Raw genomic sequence first — 19,902 nt, 5'->3', positions numbered from 1 at the left:
ATAATTAGCGCATGGTTACAAATTCTTCTGAGGCAGTTGGGTGGATAGCTACTGTAGCATCAAAGTCCGCCTTGGTTGCTTCCATCTTGATGGCAACAGCGAATCCTTGAATCATCTCATCTACTCCGTAACCAAGTCCGTGAAGTCCAACAACTTTTTCGTCAGCACCGGCGGTGATGAGTTTGAAGCGAGATTCTTGACGATGGTTTGTAACGGCTGAGTACATAGATGCAAAGCTTGACTTGTAGACTTTGATGTTATCTTGGCCGTATTCTTTGATAGCTTGATCTTCAGTTAAACCGACTGTTCCGATTGCTGGGTGGGAGAAGACAACAGTAGGGATAGTCGTATAGTCCATCTTGGCATTTGTTTTCCCATTAAAGAGACGTTCAGATAGGGTACGTCCAGCCTTGATGGCTACTGGGGTTAGTTCCTTCTCACCAGTAACGTCTCCAAGGGCATAGATACCATCTACAACTGTATTTTGATACTCATCCACTTGGATAAATCCACGTTCATTGAGTGTAACGCCTGCTTTTTCTAAATCCAGACCATCTACATTTGGACGGCGACCGGTAGCCCAGATAACTTGGCTCGCAGTGTGACTAGAACCGTCTTCAAAATGAATCGTAATGCCTTGCTCCGTTTCTTCGAGCTTGATGGGTACCTTGTGTGTGTGCAAAGGAAGGTCTGTTTTTTCCATTTCATTGACAAGGCCTTCAACGATGTAGCTGTCAAACGTGCGCAAGGGACGATCGCGACGAACAAACAAATCAGTTTTTACTCCTAGTGCGTGGAGGACACCTGCTAATTCAACGGCGATATAGCCAGCTCCAAGAATCGTAACGGATTCAGGAAGTTGCTCCCAAGCAAAGACATCGTCTGAGCTACCACCAAGTTCAGCTCCAGGGATAGTTGGGATGCTTGGGCGAGCACCAGTCGCAATCACGATATGTTTGGCACGAATCAATTCACCATTAACGCTGACTGTGTGGGAATCAATGAAATGAGCACGACCTTCAATCAAATCAACACCGTTGCGCTTGAAACTTCCATCATAAGACGAGCGGGCACGATCGATGTAGGCTTCACGATTTTGACGAAGTTTTGCGAAATCAAATTGAACATCTGAACTCGTAAACCCATAGTCAGGACCGTAGTGGTGAAAGCTTTCAGCGATTTGCGCTCCATACCACATAATTTTCTTAGGAACACAGCCGACATTGACGCAGGTTCCACCTAATTTTTTCTCTTCGATAACAGCTGCTTTAGCACCGTGTTCGCCAGCGCGGTTCATAGTAGCAATGCCGCCGCTTCCTCCACCGATGGCGATGATATCATATTCTCTCATAGAAAACTCCTTATAGCTTTGATAGTCATATTCTATCGTTTTTATTTTTTGAATGCAAAAATCTGCTACGATAAAAAAATTATAAAAACGCTTGCCAAATTCAAAAAGATGTTGTATTATATATCTAGCACAATAATCCAATAAACGAATACCGAACGAAATAATGATCCTGAATCGTCATTGTTTCCATCTGAACTGTCATTGTTTGGGCTTGGTGTTTCTGATATAATGGGTTTTGTAAGGCAAAAATATAAAGGAGCTTGAAAATGAAAAGAAATAAAAAGGCAAAAAAATGGCAATTATACACAGCGATTGGTGTTGCCAGTGCTATTGTTATCGGTGCTGCGGGGATTTTGATTTTTAGACAACCTTCCCAGTCAGCAGTCAAGGATGAAACCTCTCATATCGTTACTGCTAAGGAAGGTTCCGTTGCTTCATCAGTTCTCTTGTCAGGTACGGTTACAGCAAAAAATGAACAATACGTTTATTTTGATGCTAGTAAGGGAGATTTAGATGAAATTCTTGTTTCGGTTGGGGACAAGGTCGAAGAAGGGCAGGCTTTGGTCAAATACAGCAGTGCGGATGCTCAAGCTGCCTATGATGCAGCCGATCGTGCAGTTGCAAAGGCAGACCGTCATATCGAGGAGTTAAACAAAGCTCGTGAAAATGCATCAGCTGCACCAGCTTTTCCACAGGTTCCAACAGAAGCTGGACTCCCAGAACAAGCGCAAGCAGCGACTTCTTCAGTATCTTCTATTGATTCTCAAATCAGTGATGCCAAGGATAATCGTGCAGATGCTGTGGCTCAGCTCAACAAGGCTCAAGCTCAGCTAGATGCTGCAACAGTCCTCAGTACACTAGAAGGGACTGTAGTTGAAGTTAATCGTAATGTTTCCAAAACGCCAACAGGTAATAGCCAAGTGGTAGTACATGTCGTAAGTAATGAAAACTTGCAGGTCAAAGGGGAGTTGTCTGAATACAACCTTGCCAACCTTTCTGTAGGCCAAGAAGTTACCTTTACTTCGAAGGTTTACCAAGATAAGAGCTGGACAGGAAAAATAAGCTATATTTCTGATTATCCTAAAAACAATGGAGAAGCAGCAAATGCAGCCCTTGGAGGGAATACTGGATCTAAGTACCCTTATACTGTTGATGTGACCAGCGATATCGGTGAGTTGAAACAAGGCTTCTCTGTCAGTGTGGAAGTCAAAAACAAGAGTAAAGCCCTCCTTGTTCCTTTGACAAGTGTCGTTACCGAAAATGACAAAAACTATGTCTGGATCGTTGACGACCAGAAAAAAGCGAAGAAGGTAGAAGTTGCTTTGGGGAATGCGGATGCAGACAACCAAGAAATTACTTCAGGTTTGACAGACGGAGCCAAGGTCATCAGTAATCCAACATCTTCCTTGGAAGAAGGAAAAGAGGTGAAGGCTGATGAAGAAACTAATTAGTCTCAAAAATATCTGTAGAAGTTATCGAAATGGTGACCAAGAATTGCAGGTCCTTAAAAATATCAATCTAGAAGTTCATGAAGGTGAGTTTGTTGCCATTATGGGACCATCTGGTTCTGGTAAGTCTACGTTGATGAATACCATCGGAATGTTGGATACACCAACTAGTGGAGAGTACTACCTTGAAGGTCAAGAAGTGGCAGGTCTTGGAGAGAAACAACTGACCAAGGTCCGCAATCAGCAAATTGGCTTTGTCTTTCAGCAGTTCTTTCTCTTGTCCAAACTCAATGCACTTCAAAACGTCGAATTGCCCTTGATTTACGCTGGAGTTTCGGCTTCAAAACGTCGGAAATTGGCTGAGGAATTTCTGGAAAAGGTTGAGTTAACGGAGCGCAGTCATCATTTGCCTTCCGAGTTATCAGGTGGTCAAAAGCAACGTGTAGCGATTGCGCGTGCCTTGGTAAATAATCCCTCTATCATCCTAGCAGACGAACCCACAGGTGCCTTAGATACCAAGACAGGAAATCAAATCATGCAACTGTTGGTGGAGTTAAATAAGGAAGGGAAGACCATTATCATGGTCACGCATGAGCCTGAGATCGCAGCCTATGCCAAACGCCAGATTGTCATTCGTGATGGTGTCATCTCATCAGACAGTGCCCTAGAAAAGGAGGAAAACTAAGATGCAGAATCTGAAATTTGCCTTTTCATCCATCATGGCCCACAAGATGCGTTCCTTCCTCACCATGATTGGGATTATCATCGGAGTTTCGTCTGTCGTCGTCATCATGGCTCTGGGAGACTCCATGTCTCGTCAGGTCAATAAAAACATGACCAAATCACAGAAGGATATCCATGTCTTTTTCTCTCCTATCAAAAGCAAGGACGGCTCCTTTACGCAGAAACAATCCGCTTTGACAGTCAGTGGGAAAGAAGAGGATGTTCATGTTGAACCACCAAAACCACTGGAGTCTTGGGTCAAGGAGGCTACTAAACTCAAGGGAGTAGACAGTTACTATGTCACCAACTCGACCAACGTTACCCTATCTTATAAGGATAAGAAGGTTGAACGAGCGACTCTGACAGGCGGAAATAGCACCTACATGAACGCAGTTGAAAATGAAATCGTTGCGGGTAGAAGTCTAAGACCGCAAGACTACAAGGAATTTGCCAGTGTGATTTTGTTGGATGAAGAATTAGCCAAGAGTTTGTTTGATAGTCCAGAAGCTGCGGTTAATCAAGTCATCTCTGTCAATGAATTTAGTTACCGTGTGATTGGTGTTTATACTAGTAATGAAGCTAAAACTGCTAAAGCCTTTGGGATTGGTGGACTTCCAATTACGACTAATATCTCACTCGCTGCCAATTTTAATACTGATGAGATTTCGGATATCGTCTTTCGTGTCAATGATACTAGTCTAACACAGACCTTGGGACCAGAGTTGGCTCGAAAATTGACTGAGATTGCTGCTCTTCAGCAAGGGGAGTACCAAGTTGCGGATGCCACTGCCGCCTTCCAAGAGGTACAACAACTATTTGGTTTTATGACCACCATTATCAGTGCCATCGCAGGAATCTCTCTCTTTGTCGGGGGAACTGGTGTTATGAATATCATGCTGGTTTCGGTGACAGAACGCACGCGTGAGATTGGTCTGCGGAAAGCTCTCGGAGCTACTCGGGCTAATATTTTAGTACAGTTTTTGATTGAGTCTATGATCTTGACCTTGCTAGGTGGTGTCATCGGTCTTGGGATTGCTGCTGGAATGACCATGTTAGCTGGAGTATTGCTTCAAAATATGATTGCAGGTATCGAAGTTGGGGTTTCCCTCCCAATTGCTCTCTTTAGCTTGGCTGTATCAGCCAGCGTTGGTATGATATTTGGTGTCTTACCAGCCAATAAAGCGTCTAAGCTTGATCCGATTGAAGCCCTTCGTTATGAATAAAATATAGAGCAGAAAAAACAATATGGATATTTGTCTGTCTTGTTTTTGTCTGGATTTTCCTATCGAAAATCACTAAAAATATGATATAATGAAGTGTTAGAAAAACAGGTTTCATTTGCCTGGAAAGGAAAAAATATGTCTGAAAAGAATTTTTATATTACAACACCGATTTACTATCCATCTGGTAAACTTCATATCGGTTCTGCCTACACAACCATCGCTTGTGATGTCCTAGCTCGCTACAAACGCCTCATGGGCTACGATGTCTTTTATCTGACAGGTCTTGACGAGCATGGTCAGAAAATCCAGCAAAAAGCGGAAGAAGCTGGCATCACACCACAAGCCTATGTTGATGGGATGGCGGTTGGAGTCAAAGAACTCTGGAAATTACTCGATATCTCATATGATAAATTCATCCGTACAACTGATGATTACCATGAAAAAGTAGTGGCTCAAGTCTTTGAACGCTTACTTGCTCAGGATGACATCTATTTAGGTGAATATTCTGGTTGGTATTCAGTTTCAGATGAGGAATTCTTTACAGAAAGCCAGCTTGCGGAAGTTTTCCGTGATGAAGCTGGTAATGTAACGGGTGGTATCGCTCCATCAGGACATGAAGTGGAATGGGTTTCAGAAGAGTCTTACTTCCTTCGCCTCAGCAAATACCAAGACCGTTTGGTTGAATTTTTCAAATCGCACCCTGATTTCATCACTCCAGATGGTCGCCTTAATGAAATGCTTCGCAACTTCATTGAGCCAGGTTTAGAAGATTTGGCAGTTTCTCGTACAACCTTTACATGGGGAGTACCAGTCCCATCAAATCCAAAACACGTGGTCTATGTTTGGATTGATGCTCTCCTTAACTATGCGACAGCTCTTGGTTACGGTCAAGATGAGCATGGTAACTTTGACAAGTTCTGGAACGGAACAGTCTTCCAAATGGTCGGAAAAGACATCCTTCGTTTCCACTCGATTTACTGGCCAATCCTTCTCATGATGTTGGATATCAAATTGCCAGACCGTTTGATTGCTCATGGTTGGTTTGTCATGAAAGACGGCAAAATGTCTAAGTCTAAAGGTAATGTCGTTTATCCTGAAATGTTGGTAGAGCGTTATGGACTGGATCCACTTCGATACTACCTCATGCGTAGCCTTCCAGTTGGTTCAGATGGAACCTTCACTCCCGAGGACTATGTGGGTCGTATCAACTATGAATTGGCAAATGACCTAGGAAACCTCCTTAACCGTACGGTTTCCATGATCAACAAGTACTTTGATGGTCAAATCCCTGCCTATGTAGAGGGTGTAACAGAGTTTGATAATGCTCTTGCCGAGGTTGCAGAACAATCAATCGCAGACTACCATACACACATGGAAGCAGTTGACTACCCACGTGCTCTTGAAGCAGTTTGGACTCTGATCTCACGTACCAATAAATACATCGATGAGACAGCTCCATGGGTCTTGGCCAAGGATGAAGCACTTCGAGACCAATTGGCAAGTGTCATGAGCCACTTGGCAGCCAGCCTTCGTGTTGTAGCCCACTTGATTGAGCCATTTATGATGGAAACCAGTCGTGCAGTCTTGACTCAACTTGGTTTAGCAGAAGTTTCTAGCCTTGAAAACCTGAACTTGGCGGATTTCCCTGCAGGTGTAACTGTAGTTACTAAGGGAACACCAATCTTCCCACGTCTCGATATGGAAGAAGAAATTGCCTATATCAAAGAACAAATGGAAGGCAATAAGCCAGCCGTGGGAAAAGAATGGAATCCAGATGAAGTTGAACTCAAACTAAACAAGGAAGAAATCAAGTTTGAAGACTTTGACAAGGTTGAAATCCGTGTCGCAGAAGTCAAAGAAGTTTCTAAAGTAGAAGGTTCTGATAAGTTGCTTCAATTCCGCCTAGATGCTGGTGATGGTGAAGATCGTCAAATCCTCTCAGGAATTGCAAAATACTATCCAAATGAGCAAGAATTGGTCGGTAAGAAAGTTCAAATCGTTGCCAACCTCAAACCACGTAAGATGATGAAAAAATATGTCAGCCAAGGAATGATCCTCTCAGCTGAACATGATGGCAAACTAACACTTCTCACGGTTGATCCAGCTGTACCAAACGGAAGTGTGATTGGCTAAAAGCAAAAAACCAACGTTAGGCACGTTGGTTTTTCTTGTTACGTGTGAGATTTTCTAAAAAGTAATCTATCTTCTTTTGCGACCTGAGAACAATTATTTTCTCTGGATAGGTTTCTTGAACCCCCTTATAGCATTCCTTAGCGGATTTGCTCCGCCCATCCCAGAGAATCCATCGGATAAACTCCCAGTCAAAGCGTTCAGGACAGCCTGCTGCCATGCTTTCTCGAACTTGACCTCTGTATTTGAGATAACGCTTAAAGGCCCTCAGTAAGCAAGTCCATGGTGAAAAATTGAGAAAGATGATTTGGTCAGCTTTTAGCATTCTTTCCTCGTAATAACACCAAGAGTAGTTGCCATCGATGACCCAGTCTGAGTGATTGTTTAGAAAGCTTTTCATCTCGGATTTCATCCAATCACGGTCACTGTCTTGCCAATCTGGTTGAAATTGGAGGGTGTCCATATGCAGTTTGGGAATGGAGTAGTAGTTAGATAACTTTTCTGCTAGAGTTGACTTACCAGCACCAGAATAACCGATGATTGCGATTTTCATTTTCTACCTTTTCTGATTAGAGGTCAAAAAAACAGCCTCTATGGACTGTTTCTTATTTAGCAAGTTTAGCTGAAAGACGAGCTTTATCGCGACTTGCTTTGTTTTTATGAATCAAACCTTTAGTTTCTGCTTTGTCGATAGCTGAACTAGCAGCACGGAAAAGTTCTTCAGAAGGGTTTGCTTCGAAAGCTTTGATAGCAGTACGCATAGCTGATTTTTGAGCTGAGTTTTTTTCGTTTTGTTTAACGTTCAATTCAGCGCGTTTGATAGCTGATTTAATGTTTGCCAATGTTCTTACCTCCATATTTACTAACTATACTATTATATCTGAAAACTTATGTTTTGACAAGGGGAAATTATTTTTTTAGGTAAATTTCATCGATTTCATGGTTTTTAGCCTTGTGGAGAATAACCTCGGCCCGATTCCTTGTTGGTTCAATATAGTTTTGTAGATTTGTAAGGTTGATATCACTCCATACTTGGTGGGCAAAAGACTCTACTTCCTCTATTGGCATTTGCGTAAAGTGGTGGTAGTAGCTGTCTGGATCGTTTTGTGCAAAGCTAAGGAGTTTTAAAAATCGGTCTAAATACCAACTCTCAATGTCCTCAACAGCAGCGTCTACATAGATGGAAAAATCAAAAAAGTCGGTGATGTAAAGGCGCTCATTTTGAGGATTTTGAAAGACATTGATGCCTTCAACAATCACAAAATCTGCAGCCTTAACACGTTGTTTCTCCCCAGGAACAATATCATAAACCTCGTGAGAATAGACGGGGATATCAACATCCTGTCCATTTTTTAAGCGATCAAGAAAATTCAGTAAGGCTTCCATGTCATAACTCTCTGGAAAGCCTTTGCGATTTAAGATTCCTTGGTCTATTAACGTTTGATTGGGATAGAGAAAACCATCGGTCGTCACTAACTCCACAGTAGCGTCAGTCACTGTACGAGACAGAAGGATTTGCAGAAGTCGGCTAGTTGTTGATTTTCCTACAGCAACACTTCCTGAAACACCGATGATGAAGGGCTGAGATTTACTCTCTCTTTGGAGAAAAATTCCCTTAGAAAAGGCTAAATCCTCTTTGGTGCGTTTGTAAATTTGGATGAGATGAGCTAATGGTAAATAAATATCTGTCACATCTTGCAGGCTGATTTGGTCATTAAAGCTCTTGATGGATTCTAACTCTTCCTCTGTCAAGGGAGGGGTTGTCTTGCGATGCAAGGACTGCCAGGTTTCACGGCTGATTTTTTCAAAATGTAAAAATTCGTTGGTCATATTTTTTCCTCGTTCGATATTTTAGTATATCATATTTCTCATCTAAAGAGAGAATGAAATTCGATATTTCTCATTCTGATTCTTGAAAGTTGCTATAAGTTGCTCTAAAAGATCAAAAATAGAGGAAGTAATACAAAAATCTTTTAATTATTGTCATAACAGATTTAGTTTGTTTGTTGAATTTTAGCTTTGTAAACGGTGTTAAAAAACCTTAAAATATGCTAAAATAGTTTTATGAGTAAAATGTATTATGCAGAAAATCCAGATGCTGCTCACGACATTCATGAGTTGCGAGTAGAATTGTTGGGACATAAAATGACCTTTTTAACGGACGCAGGTGTCTTTAGTAAAAAGATGGTTGACTTTGGTAGTCAGCTTTTACTGAAGTGTCTCGAGGTTGAAAAAGGCGAGCGGGTGCTAGATGTCGGCTGTGGGTACGGTCCCCTAGGGATTTCTTTGGTCAAGGCTTACGGAGTTCAAGCAACCATGATCGATATCAATAATCGTGCTTTGGACTTGGCGCGAAAAAATGCTGAGAGAAACCAAGTTTCAGCAACTATTTTCCAATCCAATATCTATGAACAAGTTGAAGGGAAGTTTGACCATGTTATTTCCAATCCGCCGATTCGAGCGGGCAAACAGGTTGTTCATGAGATTATCGAAAAGAGCAGAGATTTCTTGAATGACGGAGGAGATTTAACCATTGTCATTCAGAAAAAACAAGGAGCTCCAAGTGCTAAAAGTAAGATGAAAGACGTTTTTGGCAATTGTGATATCGTAAAGAAAGATAAGGGATACTATATCCTTAGAAGTGTGAAAGAATGAGAGCAGTTGATTTAATCCAAAAGAAACGAGATGGTCAAGAACTGACTACGGCTGAAATAAAATGGTTGGTAGAAGGCTATGTGGCTGGAACTGTCCCAGACTATCAAATGTCTGCTTTTGCTATGGCTATTTATTTTAAAGGAATGACCACACGTGAGATCTCTGACCTGACCATGAATATGGTTAAGACGGGGCAAGAGTTTGATTTGTCAGCCATAGAAGGTATCAAAGTAGATAAACACTCGACAGGTGGTGTTGGTGATAAAGTGACCTTGATTTTAGCACCTTTAGTAGCCAGTTTTGGTGTGTCAGTAGCCAAGATGAGTGGTCGGGGACTAGGACACACTGGCGGGACCTTAGATAAGTTGGAAGCAATCAAGGGCTACCAAGTGGAGCGCAGTCAAGAAGATTTCATTCGTCAGGTACAGGACATTGGTGTATCTGTCATTGGGCAGTCAGATCAGCTGGTTAAAGCAGACAAACTTCTCTATGCTCTTCGTGATGTGACAGCAACTGTCGATACCATTCCTTTGATTGCTAGTTCTGTCATGAGTAAGAAAATTGCTGCTGGAGCAGATGCCATTTTGCTAGACGTGACTGTTGGTGAGGGTGCCTTCATGAAGACTGTCGATGAGGCGCGTGAATTGGCTCAAACCATGGTCGATTTGGGTAAGGCTGTTGGAAGAAAGACAGTAGCAGTCATTACTGATATGAGTCAACCCTTGGGACGAGCCATTGGCAATCGTCTTGAAATTCTTGAGGCAATCGAGATTCTCCAAGGAAAAGGTCGAGAAGATATCAGTCACTTTATTTGTGAACTAGCTCAGATTATGCTTGGTTTGGCAAATGTTGAGAAGACAGTTGAAGAAGTACGTCAACACCTTGAAAACGGCCAAGCGTTGGCTAAGTTTGAAGAAATGGTGGCGGCTCAAGGCGGTGATTTAGAAGATCTCTATCGCCCGGTAAATGTTGAACATGTAGTGGATATCCCGGCCCAAGAGTCAGGTGTTATTTCAGCCCTTCCAGCGATGGAATTTGGTCTCTATGCCATGAGATTGGGAGCTGGTCGCGCAGTCAAGTCTGATGATTTAGACTATGAAACTGGAATCGTTTTTGAGAAGAAGGTTGGGGACTCCGTTCAAAAGGGAGAAATTGTCGCAAAAGTTTATACAAATGGAAAAATTTCCCCACAACTAGTTACAGAATTCCAAAAATATGTTAAAATAAATGACAGAGTGAAACGTTTGCAGGAAATTATTGAAATCATCTCGTAAAAAAAGAGAGGAGTCTGAAAATAAATGAAGTTAAATAAATACATAGATCATACGCTCTTAAAGCAAGATGCAACTCAAGAACAAATCGATCGTTTGCTATCTGAAGCGCGTGAGTATGACTTTGCCAGCGTTTGTGTTAATCCCACATGGGTTAAACATGCGAAAACAGGACTTGAAGGCTCAGATGTAAAGGTTTGTACAGTAGTTGGTTTTCCTTTGGGAGCAACAACTTCGGCCGTGAAAGCTTTTGAAACCAAGGAAGCCATCCAAAATGGAGCAGATGAGATTGATATGGTTATCAATGTCGGAGCTCTCAAATCAGGTAATCTTGATTTGGTTGAATCGGACATCCGTGCTGTCGTAGAAGCAAGTGGTGACAAGTTGGTTAAGGTCATTATTGAAGCTTGCTTGTTGACAGACGATGAAAAGGTTGTGGCCTGCCAATTGTCTCAAAAAGCGGGAGCAGACTTTGTTAAAACATCAACTGGATTTTCAACTGGTGGTGCCACTATTGAGGATGTTAAGTTGATGCGTAAAACAGTCGGACCAGATATGGGAGTTAAGGCTGCTGGTGGAGCGCGTTCTTACGCAGACGCTCTTGCCTTTGTGGAGGCAGGTGCTACTCGTATTGGAACATCAGCTGGTGTGGCAATTTTAAAAGGAGAGTTAGCAGATGGCGACTACTGAGTTGATTGACTTAGCAATTGAAACCAGCAAGCAAGCCTATGTACCCTATTCTCACTTTCCTGTTAGCGCTGTTCTAGTTGCGAAAGATGGCAACGTTTATACAGGTGTTAATATTGAGAATGCTAGCTATTCTTTGACAAACTGTGGAGAGCGTACAGCGATTTTCAAAGCAGTTTCCGAAGGCCAAAGAGAGTTTTCAGAGTTGATTGTCTATGGACAAACTGAAAAACCTATATCACCATGTGGTGCTTGTCGCCAAGTGATGGCTGAATTTTTTGAAAAAGATCTAAAAGTGACACTTGTCGCAAAAGATAAATCGACGGTCGAGATGACGGTCGGGGAGTTACTTCCATACTCTTTTACAGACTTAAACCAGTCTGGGTCACTCTCTGAGTGACGCGGTCCTTGTGGCCAACCAATCCATACTTGCAACATCGTTGCACATCTTATTTAGGAGGTTCAGTAATGAACAAGAAACAATGGCTAGGCCTTGGTCTAGTTGCAGTAGCAGCAGTTGGACTTGCTGCATGTGGTAACCGCTCTTCTCGTAACGCAGCTTCATCTTCATCTGAAATGAAGACGAAAGCAGCGATCGTAACAGATACTGGTGGTGTTGATGACAAATCATTTAACCAATCAGCTTGGGAAGGTTTGCAAGACTGGGGTAAAGAACACAATCTTTCTAAAGATAAAGGCTTTACTTATTTCCAATCAACAAGTGAAGCTGACTATGCTAACAACTTGCAACAAGCGGCTGGAAGTTACAACCTGATCTTCGGTGTTGGTTTTGCACTTCACAATGCAGTTGAAGAGGCAGCAAAAGACCACTCTGACTTAAACTATGTCTTGATTGATGATGTAATCAAAGATCAAAAGAATGTTGCGAGTGTAACATTTGCGGATAACGAAGCAGCTTACCTTGCTGGTGTTGCGGCAGCTAAAACAACTAAAACAAAACAAGTTGGTTTTGTAGGTGGTATCGAATCTGAAGTTATTTCACGTTTCGCTGCTGGATTTAAAGCTGGTGTTGAGTCAGTAGACCCATCTATCAAAGTACAAGTTGATTACGCGGGTTCATTTGGTGATGCTGCCAAAGGTAAAACAATTGCAGCTGCTCAATACGCTGCAGGTGCAGACGTTGTCTACCAAGCAGCTGGTGGTACAGGTGCTGGTGTCTTTGCTGAAGCAAAATCTTTGAATGAAAGTAAAAATGAAGACGAAAAAGTTTGGGTTATTGGTGTAGACCGTGACCAAGCAGCAGAAGGTAAATACACTTCTAAAGATGGTAAAGAATCAAACTTCGTTCTTGTATCTACATTGAAACAAGTTGGTACAACTGTAAAAGATATTGCTAACAAGGCAGAAAAAGGTGAATTCCCTGGCGGACAAGTTATTGTCTACTCATTGAAAGATAAAGGGGTTGACTTGGCAGTAACAAACCTTTCAGAAGAAGGTAAAAAAGCTGTTGAAGACGCGAAAGCTAAAATCCTTGACGGAAGCGTAAAAGTTCCTGAAAAATAATGGATAAAAGTCATTTCTTAGGAAGCGACCATCGGTCGCTTCTTTAAGAATTGAGGCAATTTTTGTCTCAATAGAACTTGTTAACACGATTAGCAGGTTTTATTGAAACAAAATAAACCTCGGAAAGGAAAAGCATATGGCACACGAAAATGTCATTGAGATGCGGGATATTACCAAGGTGTTTGGTGAATTTGTAGCGAACGACAAGATCAACTTGCAACTGCGAAAAGGTGAAATCCATGCACTTTTAGGAGAAAATGGAGCGGGTAAATCCACTCTGATGAATATGCTGGCAGGACTTCTCGAGCCAACTAGTGGTGAAATTGCGGTGAATGGTCAAGTTGTCAAACTAGATTCACCTTCTAAAGCTGCTAGTCTAGGAATTGGGATGGTTCACCAACATTTTATGTTGGTTGAGGCTTTTACAGTAGCTGAAAATATCATTTTGGGGAGTGAAATTACTAAAAATGGTGTTCTAGATATAGCTGAAGCTACTAAAGAAATCAAGGCTCTTTCTGAACGTTATGGTTTGGCAGTGGATCCTGCTGCCAAGGTGGCAGATATTTCCGTTGGTGCTCAACAACGTGTAGAAATCTTGAAGACACTTTATCGTGGTGCTGATATCCTCATCTTTGACGAACCGACAGCCGTATTGACTCCTTCAGAGATTGATGAGTTGATGGCTATCATGAAAAACCTTGTCAAAGAAGGAAAATCCATTATTTTGATTACCCATAAACTGGATGAAATTCGTGCGGTATCCAATCGAGTGACGGTTATTCGTCGTGGGAAATCAATCCAGACGGTTGAGATTGCTGGGGCAACCAATGCAGACTTGGCAGAGATGATGGTAGGACGTTCTGTCTCCTTCAAAACGGAGAAACAGGCACCACAACCAAAAGAAGTAGTCTTGTCTATCAAAGACTTGGTTGTTAATGAAAACCGCGGTGTACCAGCTGTGAAGAATCTTTCTTTGGATGTTCGTGCTGGTGAAATTGTTGGTATTGCAGGTATTGATGGCAATGGTCAATCTGAACTCATTCAAGCCATTACGGGTCTTCGTAAGGTTGAGTCAGGTAGCGTTGAATTAAAAGGCAAATCAATCGTAGGGATGCACCCTCGACAAATTACGGAACTCAGTGTGGGGCATGTTCCTGAAGACCGCCACCGTGATGGTTTGATTTTGGATATGATGATTTCAGAAAATATCGCTCTTCAAACCTACTACAAAGAACCACTCAGCAAGAATGGTATCTTAAACTATGCGAATATTACTTCACATGCCAAGAAATTGATGGAAGAATTTGACGTCCGTGCGGCGAGCGAGTTTGTTCCAGCAGCAGCTCTTTCAGGAGGAAATCAACAAAAAGCGATTATCGCTCGTGAGATTGATCGTGATCCTGATCTCCTTATCGTCAGCCAACCAACTCGTGGTTTGGATGTCGGTGCCATTGAATATATCCACAAACGCTTGATTGAAGAACGTGATAACGGGAAAGCTGTGCTTGTTGTCAGCTTTGAATTGGATGAGATTTTAAATGTTTCAGACCGAATTGCTGTTATTCATGATGGGAAGATTCAAGGTATTGTGTCGCCAGAAACGACTAACAAACAAGAACTTGGTATCTTGATGGCAGGTGGAAACTTGGGAAAGGAGAAGGATGATGTCTAAAAAGTTACAACAAATTTCGGTTCCCTTGATTTCCGTATTCTTAGGAATCTTGCTCGGAGCCATCGTCATGTGGATTTTCGGATATGATGCTATCTGGGGTTATGAGGAGTTGTTCTATACAGCTTTTGGTAGTCTTCGTGGGATTGGTGAGATTTTCCGTGCCATGGGTCCTCTTGTCTTGATTGGTCTGGGTTTTGCAGTTGCCAGCCGTGCAGGTTTCTTTAACGTTGGACTTCCTGGTCAGGCACTAGCGGGTTGGATTCTTAGTGGTTGGTTTGCTTTGTCGCATCCGGACATGCCACGCCCAATGTTGATTTTAGCGACCGTAGTAATTGCTTTGATTGCAGGTGGGATTGTAGGTGCTATTCCAGGTATTCTCAGAGCTTATTTAGGTACATCAGAGGTTATCGTAACCATTATGATGAACTATATTGTTTTGTACGTAGGGAATGCCTTTATTCATTCTTTCCCGAAAGACTTTATGCAAAGTACAGACTCAACGATTCGTGTGAGTGCCAATGCCACTTATCAAACACCATGGTTATCTGAGTTAACTGGCAATTCTCGTATGAATATTGGAATCTTCTTTGCCGTCATTGCTGTTGGCGTGATTTGGTTCTTGCTCAAGAAAACGACTCTCGGTTTTGAAATTCGTGCAGTTGGTCTCAATCCCCATGCCTCAGAGTACGCTGGTATTTCAGCAAAACGTACAATCATTCTATCAATGATTATCTCTGGTGCTTTGGCTGGTCTTGGTGGAGCTGTCGAAGGTCTTGGAACCTTCCAAAACGTTTACGTTCAGGGATCATCATTGGCTGTCGGATTTAACGGGATGGCAGTTAGTTTGCTTGCTGGAAATTCACCAATTGGAATTCTCTTTGCAGCCTTCTTATTTGGAGTTTTGCAAGTAGGAGCACCGGGTATGAACGCAGCACAAGTTCCGTCTGAGCTTGTCAGCATTGTAACAGCGTCTATTATCTTCTTTGTCAGCGTTCACTACCTAATCGAACGCTTTATCAAACCTAAAAAACAAGTTAAAGGAGGTAAGTAAGGATGTCTATTACAACATTACTCACCCTCTTGGTCTCTTCTATGCTGATTTACTCAGCACCACTTATTTTTACGAGTATCGGGGGAGTTTTCTCTGAACGTGGTGGTGTCGTTAACGTCGGTCTTGAAGGAATTATGGTTATGGGAGCCTTTTCTGGAGTTGTCTTTAACCTTGAGTTTGCAGAACAACTTGGAACAGCGACTCCTTGGATTTCCTTGTTAGTTGCCGGTGCCGTGGGAGCTATTTTCTCCCTCATTCATGCAGTCGCTACAGTTCATTTCCGTGCGGATCATGTTGTCAGTGGTACAGTATTGAACTTGATGGCTCCTGCCCTAGCAGTTTTCTTGGTTAAGGTTCTTTATAACAAAGGACAAACGGATAATTTAAGCCAGACCTTTGGACGTTTTGATTTTCCAGTTTTGGCTAATATCCCAGTGATTGGAGATATCTTCTTCAAGTCAACAAGTTTGCTAGGTTATATCGCGATTGCCTTCTCATTCTTTGCTTGGTTTATTCTCTTTAAGACACGCTTTGGCCTTCGCCTTCGCTCTGTTGGTGAACACCCTCAAGCAGCGGATACCTTGGGGATCAATGTCTACAAGATGCGATATCTTGGGGTTATTATTTCAGGTTTCCTTGGTGGAATTGGGGGAGCGATTTATGCTCAATCCATTTCTGTCAACTTCTCAGTGACAACTATTGTCGGTCCTGGATTTATCGCTCTTGCTGCAATGATCTTTGGTAAATGGAACCCAATCGGTGCTATGCTTTCTAGTCTCTTCTTTGGACTTTCACAAAGTTTGGCAGTTATCGGTTCTCAATTGCCTTTCCTACAAGGAGTGCCAGCGGTTTACCTTCAAATCGCGCCTTATGTCTTGACCATTCTTGTCTTAGCAGCTTTCTTTGGAAAAGCAGTTGCACCTAAGGCAGACGGTATCAACTACATCAAGTCAAAATAAGCATACAAAAAAACGTCAGTTTCAAACTGGCGTTTTATTTGCTAGGATTTTGATGGGTTAGGTTCAATCCCCAAGGGACAAGATTTTCAGTTTTATTTTTGATACGTGTGATATTATCCTTGTGACGAATGATAATCAAGCTAGCAAGTGCTAGGATAATCAGAATGAAGAGAGGGTCATAGCTGTCTAGGATAAATCCAAATAGTGGAAATAGGAGAACTCCGATAACGGCCGCGATAGAAGCGGCAACGCTAGACAAGGAAATCATACTACCAAGATAGAGGGTTCCAAAGAATACGACTGCTAGGTAGAGACAGAAGATAGGCGCAAATCCGAAAACAACTCCAGCGCTAGTTGCGACAGCCTTACCACCTTTAAAGCCTGCAAAGATAGGGAAGGTATGTCCAATGACAGCCAAAAGTCCAAAGACAAGAGGTGATACACCTTGTAGGTGGAAAAGAATTGGAAGCAGAGTGGCCAAGGTTCCTTTGAAAAAGTCAATTACAAAGGTTGCCATACCTGCTTTCTTACCCAAAATGCGAAAAGTATTGGTTGTTCCAGTATTTCCAGAACCATGTTCACGCAGATTTGTTTGAAAGAAAATTTGTCCGATCCAAAGACCAGACGGAATCGAACCAAGCAGATAAGCTAAAATTAATAATACAAATGTCATCATATACCCATTATACCATGAAATGGTGTAGAAATGATGAGATATCCTTTAAAATTGTGACAGCTGAACGGGAAAAACTTTGCAAAATCCCTAGAAAACCTGTAAAATAGAAAAGATGAACAAATAGGAGGTTCCTTGTGTCAAAAAAGGAAATCAATATTAATAACTACAATGATGACGCCATTCAGGTGCTAGAAGGGTTGGATGCGGTTCGTAAACGTCCGGGGATGTATATCGGTTCGACCGACGGTGCAGGTCTCCATCACCTAGTCTGGGAAATAGTGGACAATGCAGTCGATGAGGCCTTATCTGGATTTGGTGACCGCATTGATGTGACTATCAATAAAGACGGAAGTCTAACAGTAGAGGACCATGGTCGTGGGATGCCGACTGGTATGCATGCCATGGGAATTCCAACCGTAGAGGTTATCTTTACCATTCTCCATGCCGGAGGGAAATTCGGTCAAGGGGGTTATAAGACATCTGGAGGTCTCCACGGGGTGGGGTCTTCTGTTGTTAATGCCCTTTCTAGTTGGCTAGAAGTAGAAATCACTCGTGATGGTGCTGTTTATAAGCAACGCTTTGAAAATGGTGGAAAACCTGCCACGACTTTGAAGAAAATTGGTACAGCACCCAAGACTAAGACAGGTACCAAAGTCACCTTCATGCCTGACGCGACAATCTTCTCTACGACTGACTTCAAGTACAATACCATTTCAGAACGACTCAATGAGTCAGCCTTTCTCTTAAAAAATGTGACCTTGTCTCTGACAGACAAACGAACAGATGAAGCGATTGAATACCATTATGAAAATGGAGTTCAGGACTTTGTTTCCTATTTGAACGAAGACAAGGAAACCTTGACACCAGTTCTGTACTTTGAAGGGGAAGACAATGGTTTCCAAGTGGAAGTAGCCCTTCAGTACAATGATGGATTCTCTGATAACATTCTATCCTTTGTCAATAACGTTCGCACGAAAGATGGTGGAACTCATGAGACAGGACTCAAGTCAGCCATTACTAAGGTCATGAACGATTATGCGCGTAAGACGGGACTTCTCAAGGAAAAAGATAAAAATCTTGAAGGGTCAGACTACCGCGAGGGACTAGCAGCTGTTCTTTCTATTCTGGTTCCTGAAGAACACCTCCAGTTTGAAGGTCAGACCAAGGATAAACTAGGGAGTCCTCTGGCTCGTCCAGTTGTGGATGGAATTGTGGCTGATAAGTTGACCTTCTTCCTAATGGAGAATGGTGAACTGGCTTCCAATCTCATTCGCAAGGCTATCAAGGCGCGTGATGCTCGTGAGGCAGCTCGCAAAGCGCGTGATGAGAGCCGAAATGGTAAGAAAAACAAGAAAGACAAAGGCTTGTTGTCTGGAAAATTGACCCCAGCCCAGTCTAAAAATCCAGCAAAGAATGAACTCTACCTGGTCGAGGGTGATTCTGCCGGTGGTTCTGCTAAACAAGGTCGTGACCGTAAGTTTCAGGCTATCTTACCTCTTCGAGGTAAGGTTATCAATACAGCCAAGGCTAAGATGGCGGATATTCTCAAAAATGAAGAAATCAATACCATGATTTATACCATCGGTGCGGGTGTGGGAGCAGACTTCTCCATTGAGGATGCCAACTATGACAAGATTATTATCATGACCGATGCGGATACCGATGGTGCCCACATTCAAACTCTTCTTTTAACCTTTTTCTACCGCTACATGCGTCCACTAGTCGAGGCAGGACATGTCTATATCGCCCTTCCGCCTCTTTACAAGATGTCCAAAGGGAAAGGCAAGAAAGAAGAAGTGGCCTATGCTTGGACAGACGGTGAGTTAGAAGAACTCCGCAAAAAGTTCGGTAAAGGCGCAACCCTTCAACGCTACAAAGGTCTTGGTGAGATGAATGCGGACCAACTCTGGGAAACAACTATGAATCCAGAAACCCGCACTCTCATTCGTGTTACGATTGAAGACTTGGCACGCGCTGAACGCCGCGTCAATGTCCTCATGGGAGATAAGGTTGAACCACGCCGTAAATGGATTGAAGATAATGTCAAGTTTACGCTGGAAGAAGCGACAGTGTTTTAATAAATTTTGAAATTACAAAGGAGTTATGATGAAAAAAATATATGTAGTTGTATTAGTTGCTTTTATGGCTGTTATTTTATCTGCTTGTTCCTCTAAGGAAGCATGGCTAAAAGGTACATGGACTAGTGATCAAACAAATTCTAAGTATGAATTTAAAGAAGAAAGTGGGAAATGGACTATTTTAAGTGGTGAAAGAAAAATAGCTGAGAATCTAGAAGTAAAGGATCGTAAAGATTCGGTCGTAAACTTAGTTGATGATAATGGAATTCGATATCAGGTTGAAAAGAAAGATAAAGATACAATTAATCTTGAAATATTTAATTCAGATGGACTTTCTGCTACTAATGGGCAAATCTTCGAATTTAAAAAAGATTAGTAGAATGACAAATGGTTAATCTTTAGTTTTAACTAAATATTAGGTTATTTCAACTAATAAGCGAGGCAAGATTTAGTT

General features: G+C 42.2%; 19 protein-coding genes. 14 read left to right on the top strand and 5 right to left on the bottom strand.

Annotation, left to right across the window (positions count from 1 at the left end; all coding sequences use genetic code 11):
- Positions 1 to 4 precede the first annotated feature (4 nt).
- Entirely contained in the window at positions 5 to 1,351 is a 1,347-nt protein-coding gene (gene gor / locus I2H52_RS03855) for a glutathione-disulfide reductase (protein ID WP_195594324.1), read from the bottom strand.
- 266 nt (positions 1,352 to 1,617) lie between these two features.
- Here gor and I2H52_RS03850 point away from each other — a divergent pair, with 266 nt between their 5' ends.
- The 4 genes from I2H52_RS03850 (at position 1,618) to metG (ending at position 6,878) form a co-directional block, all read left to right on the top strand.
- On the top strand, positions 1,618 to 2,802 hold the full coding sequence (locus I2H52_RS03850; RefSeq protein WP_061598263.1) for an efflux RND transporter periplasmic adaptor subunit: 1,185 nt from the start codon (positions 1,618 to 1,620) through the stop codon (positions 2,800 to 2,802).
- A complete protein-coding gene (locus I2H52_RS03845; protein ID WP_195594321.1) occupies positions 2,786 to 3,484 on the top strand; it encodes an ABC transporter ATP-binding protein in 699 nt (232 codons plus the stop codon). The genes I2H52_RS03850 and I2H52_RS03845 overlap by 17 nt, the downstream gene beginning before the upstream one ends.
- Position 3,485: 1 nt before the next feature.
- Positions 3,486 to 4,745 (top strand): ABC transporter permease, encoded by a 1,260-nt coding sequence (locus tag I2H52_RS03840; RefSeq protein ID WP_195594318.1) that lies wholly within the window; start codon positions 3,486 to 3,488, stop codon positions 4,743 to 4,745.
- Between the two features lie 135 nt (positions 4,746 to 4,880).
- Complete coding sequence (gene metG, locus I2H52_RS03835; protein ID WP_045617330.1) at positions 4,881 to 6,878, top strand: methionine--tRNA ligase; 1,998 nt, start codon at positions 4,881 to 4,883, stop codon at positions 6,876 to 6,878.
- Between the two features lie 16 nt (positions 6,879 to 6,894).
- On the opposite strand, the gene I2H52_RS03830 is transcribed toward metG, so the two are convergent.
- The 3 genes from I2H52_RS03830 to coaA all read right to left on the bottom strand — a co-directional run bounded on the left by I2H52_RS03830 (position 6,895) and on the right by coaA (position 8,705).
- Positions 6,895 to 7,428 carry a DNA topology modulation protein gene (locus I2H52_RS03830; RefSeq protein ID WP_181186867.1) on the bottom strand — a complete coding sequence of 178 codons (534 nt, stop codon included), beginning with the start codon at positions 7,426 to 7,428 and terminating at the stop codon, positions 6,895 to 6,897.
- A gap of 52 nt (positions 7,429 to 7,480) precedes the next feature.
- Complete coding sequence (gene rpsT, locus I2H52_RS03825; RefSeq protein ID WP_001274000.1) at positions 7,481 to 7,717, bottom strand: 30S ribosomal protein S20; 237 nt, start codon at positions 7,715 to 7,717, stop codon at positions 7,481 to 7,483.
- A gap of 67 nt (positions 7,718 to 7,784) precedes the next feature.
- Entirely contained in the window at positions 7,785 to 8,705 is a 921-nt protein-coding gene (coaA, locus tag I2H52_RS03820) for a type I pantothenate kinase (protein WP_045617327.1), read from the bottom strand.
- 234 nt (positions 8,706 to 8,939) lie between these two features.
- On the opposite strand from coaA, the gene I2H52_RS03815 reads away from it, so the two are divergent.
- From I2H52_RS03815 to I2H52_RS03780, 8 genes are all read left to right on the top strand, one after another.
- A complete protein-coding gene (locus I2H52_RS03815) occupies positions 8,940 to 9,530 on the top strand; it encodes a class I SAM-dependent methyltransferase (RefSeq protein ID WP_084824153.1) in 591 nt (196 codons plus the stop codon).
- Positions 9,527 to 10,804 carry a pyrimidine-nucleoside phosphorylase gene (locus I2H52_RS03810; RefSeq protein WP_045617324.1) on the top strand — a complete coding sequence of 426 codons (1,278 nt, stop codon included), beginning with the start codon at positions 9,527 to 9,529 and terminating at the stop codon, positions 10,802 to 10,804. The genes I2H52_RS03815 and I2H52_RS03810 overlap by 4 nt, the downstream gene beginning before the upstream one ends.
- 24 nt (positions 10,805 to 10,828) lie before the next feature.
- Positions 10,829 to 11,491, top strand: coding sequence for a deoxyribose-phosphate aldolase (deoC, locus tag I2H52_RS03805; protein WP_195594315.1), 663 nt, complete (start codon positions 10,829 to 10,831; stop codon positions 11,489 to 11,491).
- A complete protein-coding gene (locus I2H52_RS03800) occupies positions 11,478 to 11,888 on the top strand; it encodes a cytidine deaminase (protein WP_195594313.1) in 411 nt (136 codons plus the stop codon). The genes deoC and I2H52_RS03800 overlap by 14 nt, the downstream gene beginning before the upstream one ends.
- Positions 11,889 to 11,956: 68 nt before the next feature.
- On the top strand, positions 11,957 to 13,012 hold the full coding sequence (locus tag I2H52_RS03795; RefSeq protein ID WP_001036148.1) for a BMP family lipoprotein: 1,056 nt from the start codon (positions 11,957 to 11,959) through the stop codon (positions 13,010 to 13,012).
- A 136-nt stretch (positions 13,013 to 13,148) separates the two neighbouring features.
- Positions 13,149 to 14,684 carry an ABC transporter ATP-binding protein gene (locus tag I2H52_RS03790; protein ID WP_084933766.1) on the top strand — a complete coding sequence of 512 codons (1,536 nt, stop codon included), beginning with the start codon at positions 13,149 to 13,151 and terminating at the stop codon, positions 14,682 to 14,684.
- A complete protein-coding gene (locus tag I2H52_RS03785) occupies positions 14,677 to 15,735 on the top strand; it encodes an ABC transporter permease (protein WP_195594311.1) in 1,059 nt (352 codons plus the stop codon). Before I2H52_RS03790 ends, I2H52_RS03785 begins: the two co-directional genes overlap by 8 nt.
- A 2-nt stretch (positions 15,736 to 15,737) precedes the next feature.
- Positions 15,738 to 16,694, top strand: coding sequence for an ABC transporter permease (locus I2H52_RS03780; protein ID WP_096422058.1), 957 nt, complete (start codon positions 15,738 to 15,740; stop codon positions 16,692 to 16,694).
- Between the two features lie 34 nt (positions 16,695 to 16,728).
- On the opposite strand, the gene plsY is transcribed toward I2H52_RS03780, so the two are convergent.
- Positions 16,729 to 17,370 (bottom strand): glycerol-3-phosphate 1-O-acyltransferase PlsY, encoded by a 642-nt coding sequence (plsY, locus tag I2H52_RS03775; protein ID WP_195594309.1) that lies wholly within the window; start codon positions 17,368 to 17,370, stop codon positions 16,729 to 16,731.
- A gap of 134 nt (positions 17,371 to 17,504) precedes the next feature.
- Here plsY and parE point away from each other — a divergent pair, with 134 nt between their 5' ends.
- Complete coding sequence (gene parE / locus I2H52_RS03770) at positions 17,505 to 19,448, top strand: DNA topoisomerase IV subunit B (RefSeq protein WP_195594307.1); 1,944 nt, start codon at positions 17,505 to 17,507, stop codon at positions 19,446 to 19,448.
- A 28-nt stretch (positions 19,449 to 19,476) separates the two neighbouring features.
- Positions 19,477 to 19,824 carry a hypothetical protein gene (locus I2H52_RS03765; RefSeq protein WP_007522158.1) on the top strand — a complete coding sequence of 116 codons (348 nt, stop codon included), beginning with the start codon at positions 19,477 to 19,479 and terminating at the stop codon, positions 19,822 to 19,824.
- Positions 19,825 to 19,902: the final 78 nt, after the last annotated feature.

This window comes from Streptococcus oralis (genome assembly GCF_015561235.1).
GTDB classification, from domain to species: domain Bacteria; phylum Bacillota; class Bacilli; order Lactobacillales; family Streptococcaceae; genus Streptococcus; species Streptococcus oralis_BK.
This window is presented reverse-complemented; position numbering and strand designations above follow the sequence as displayed.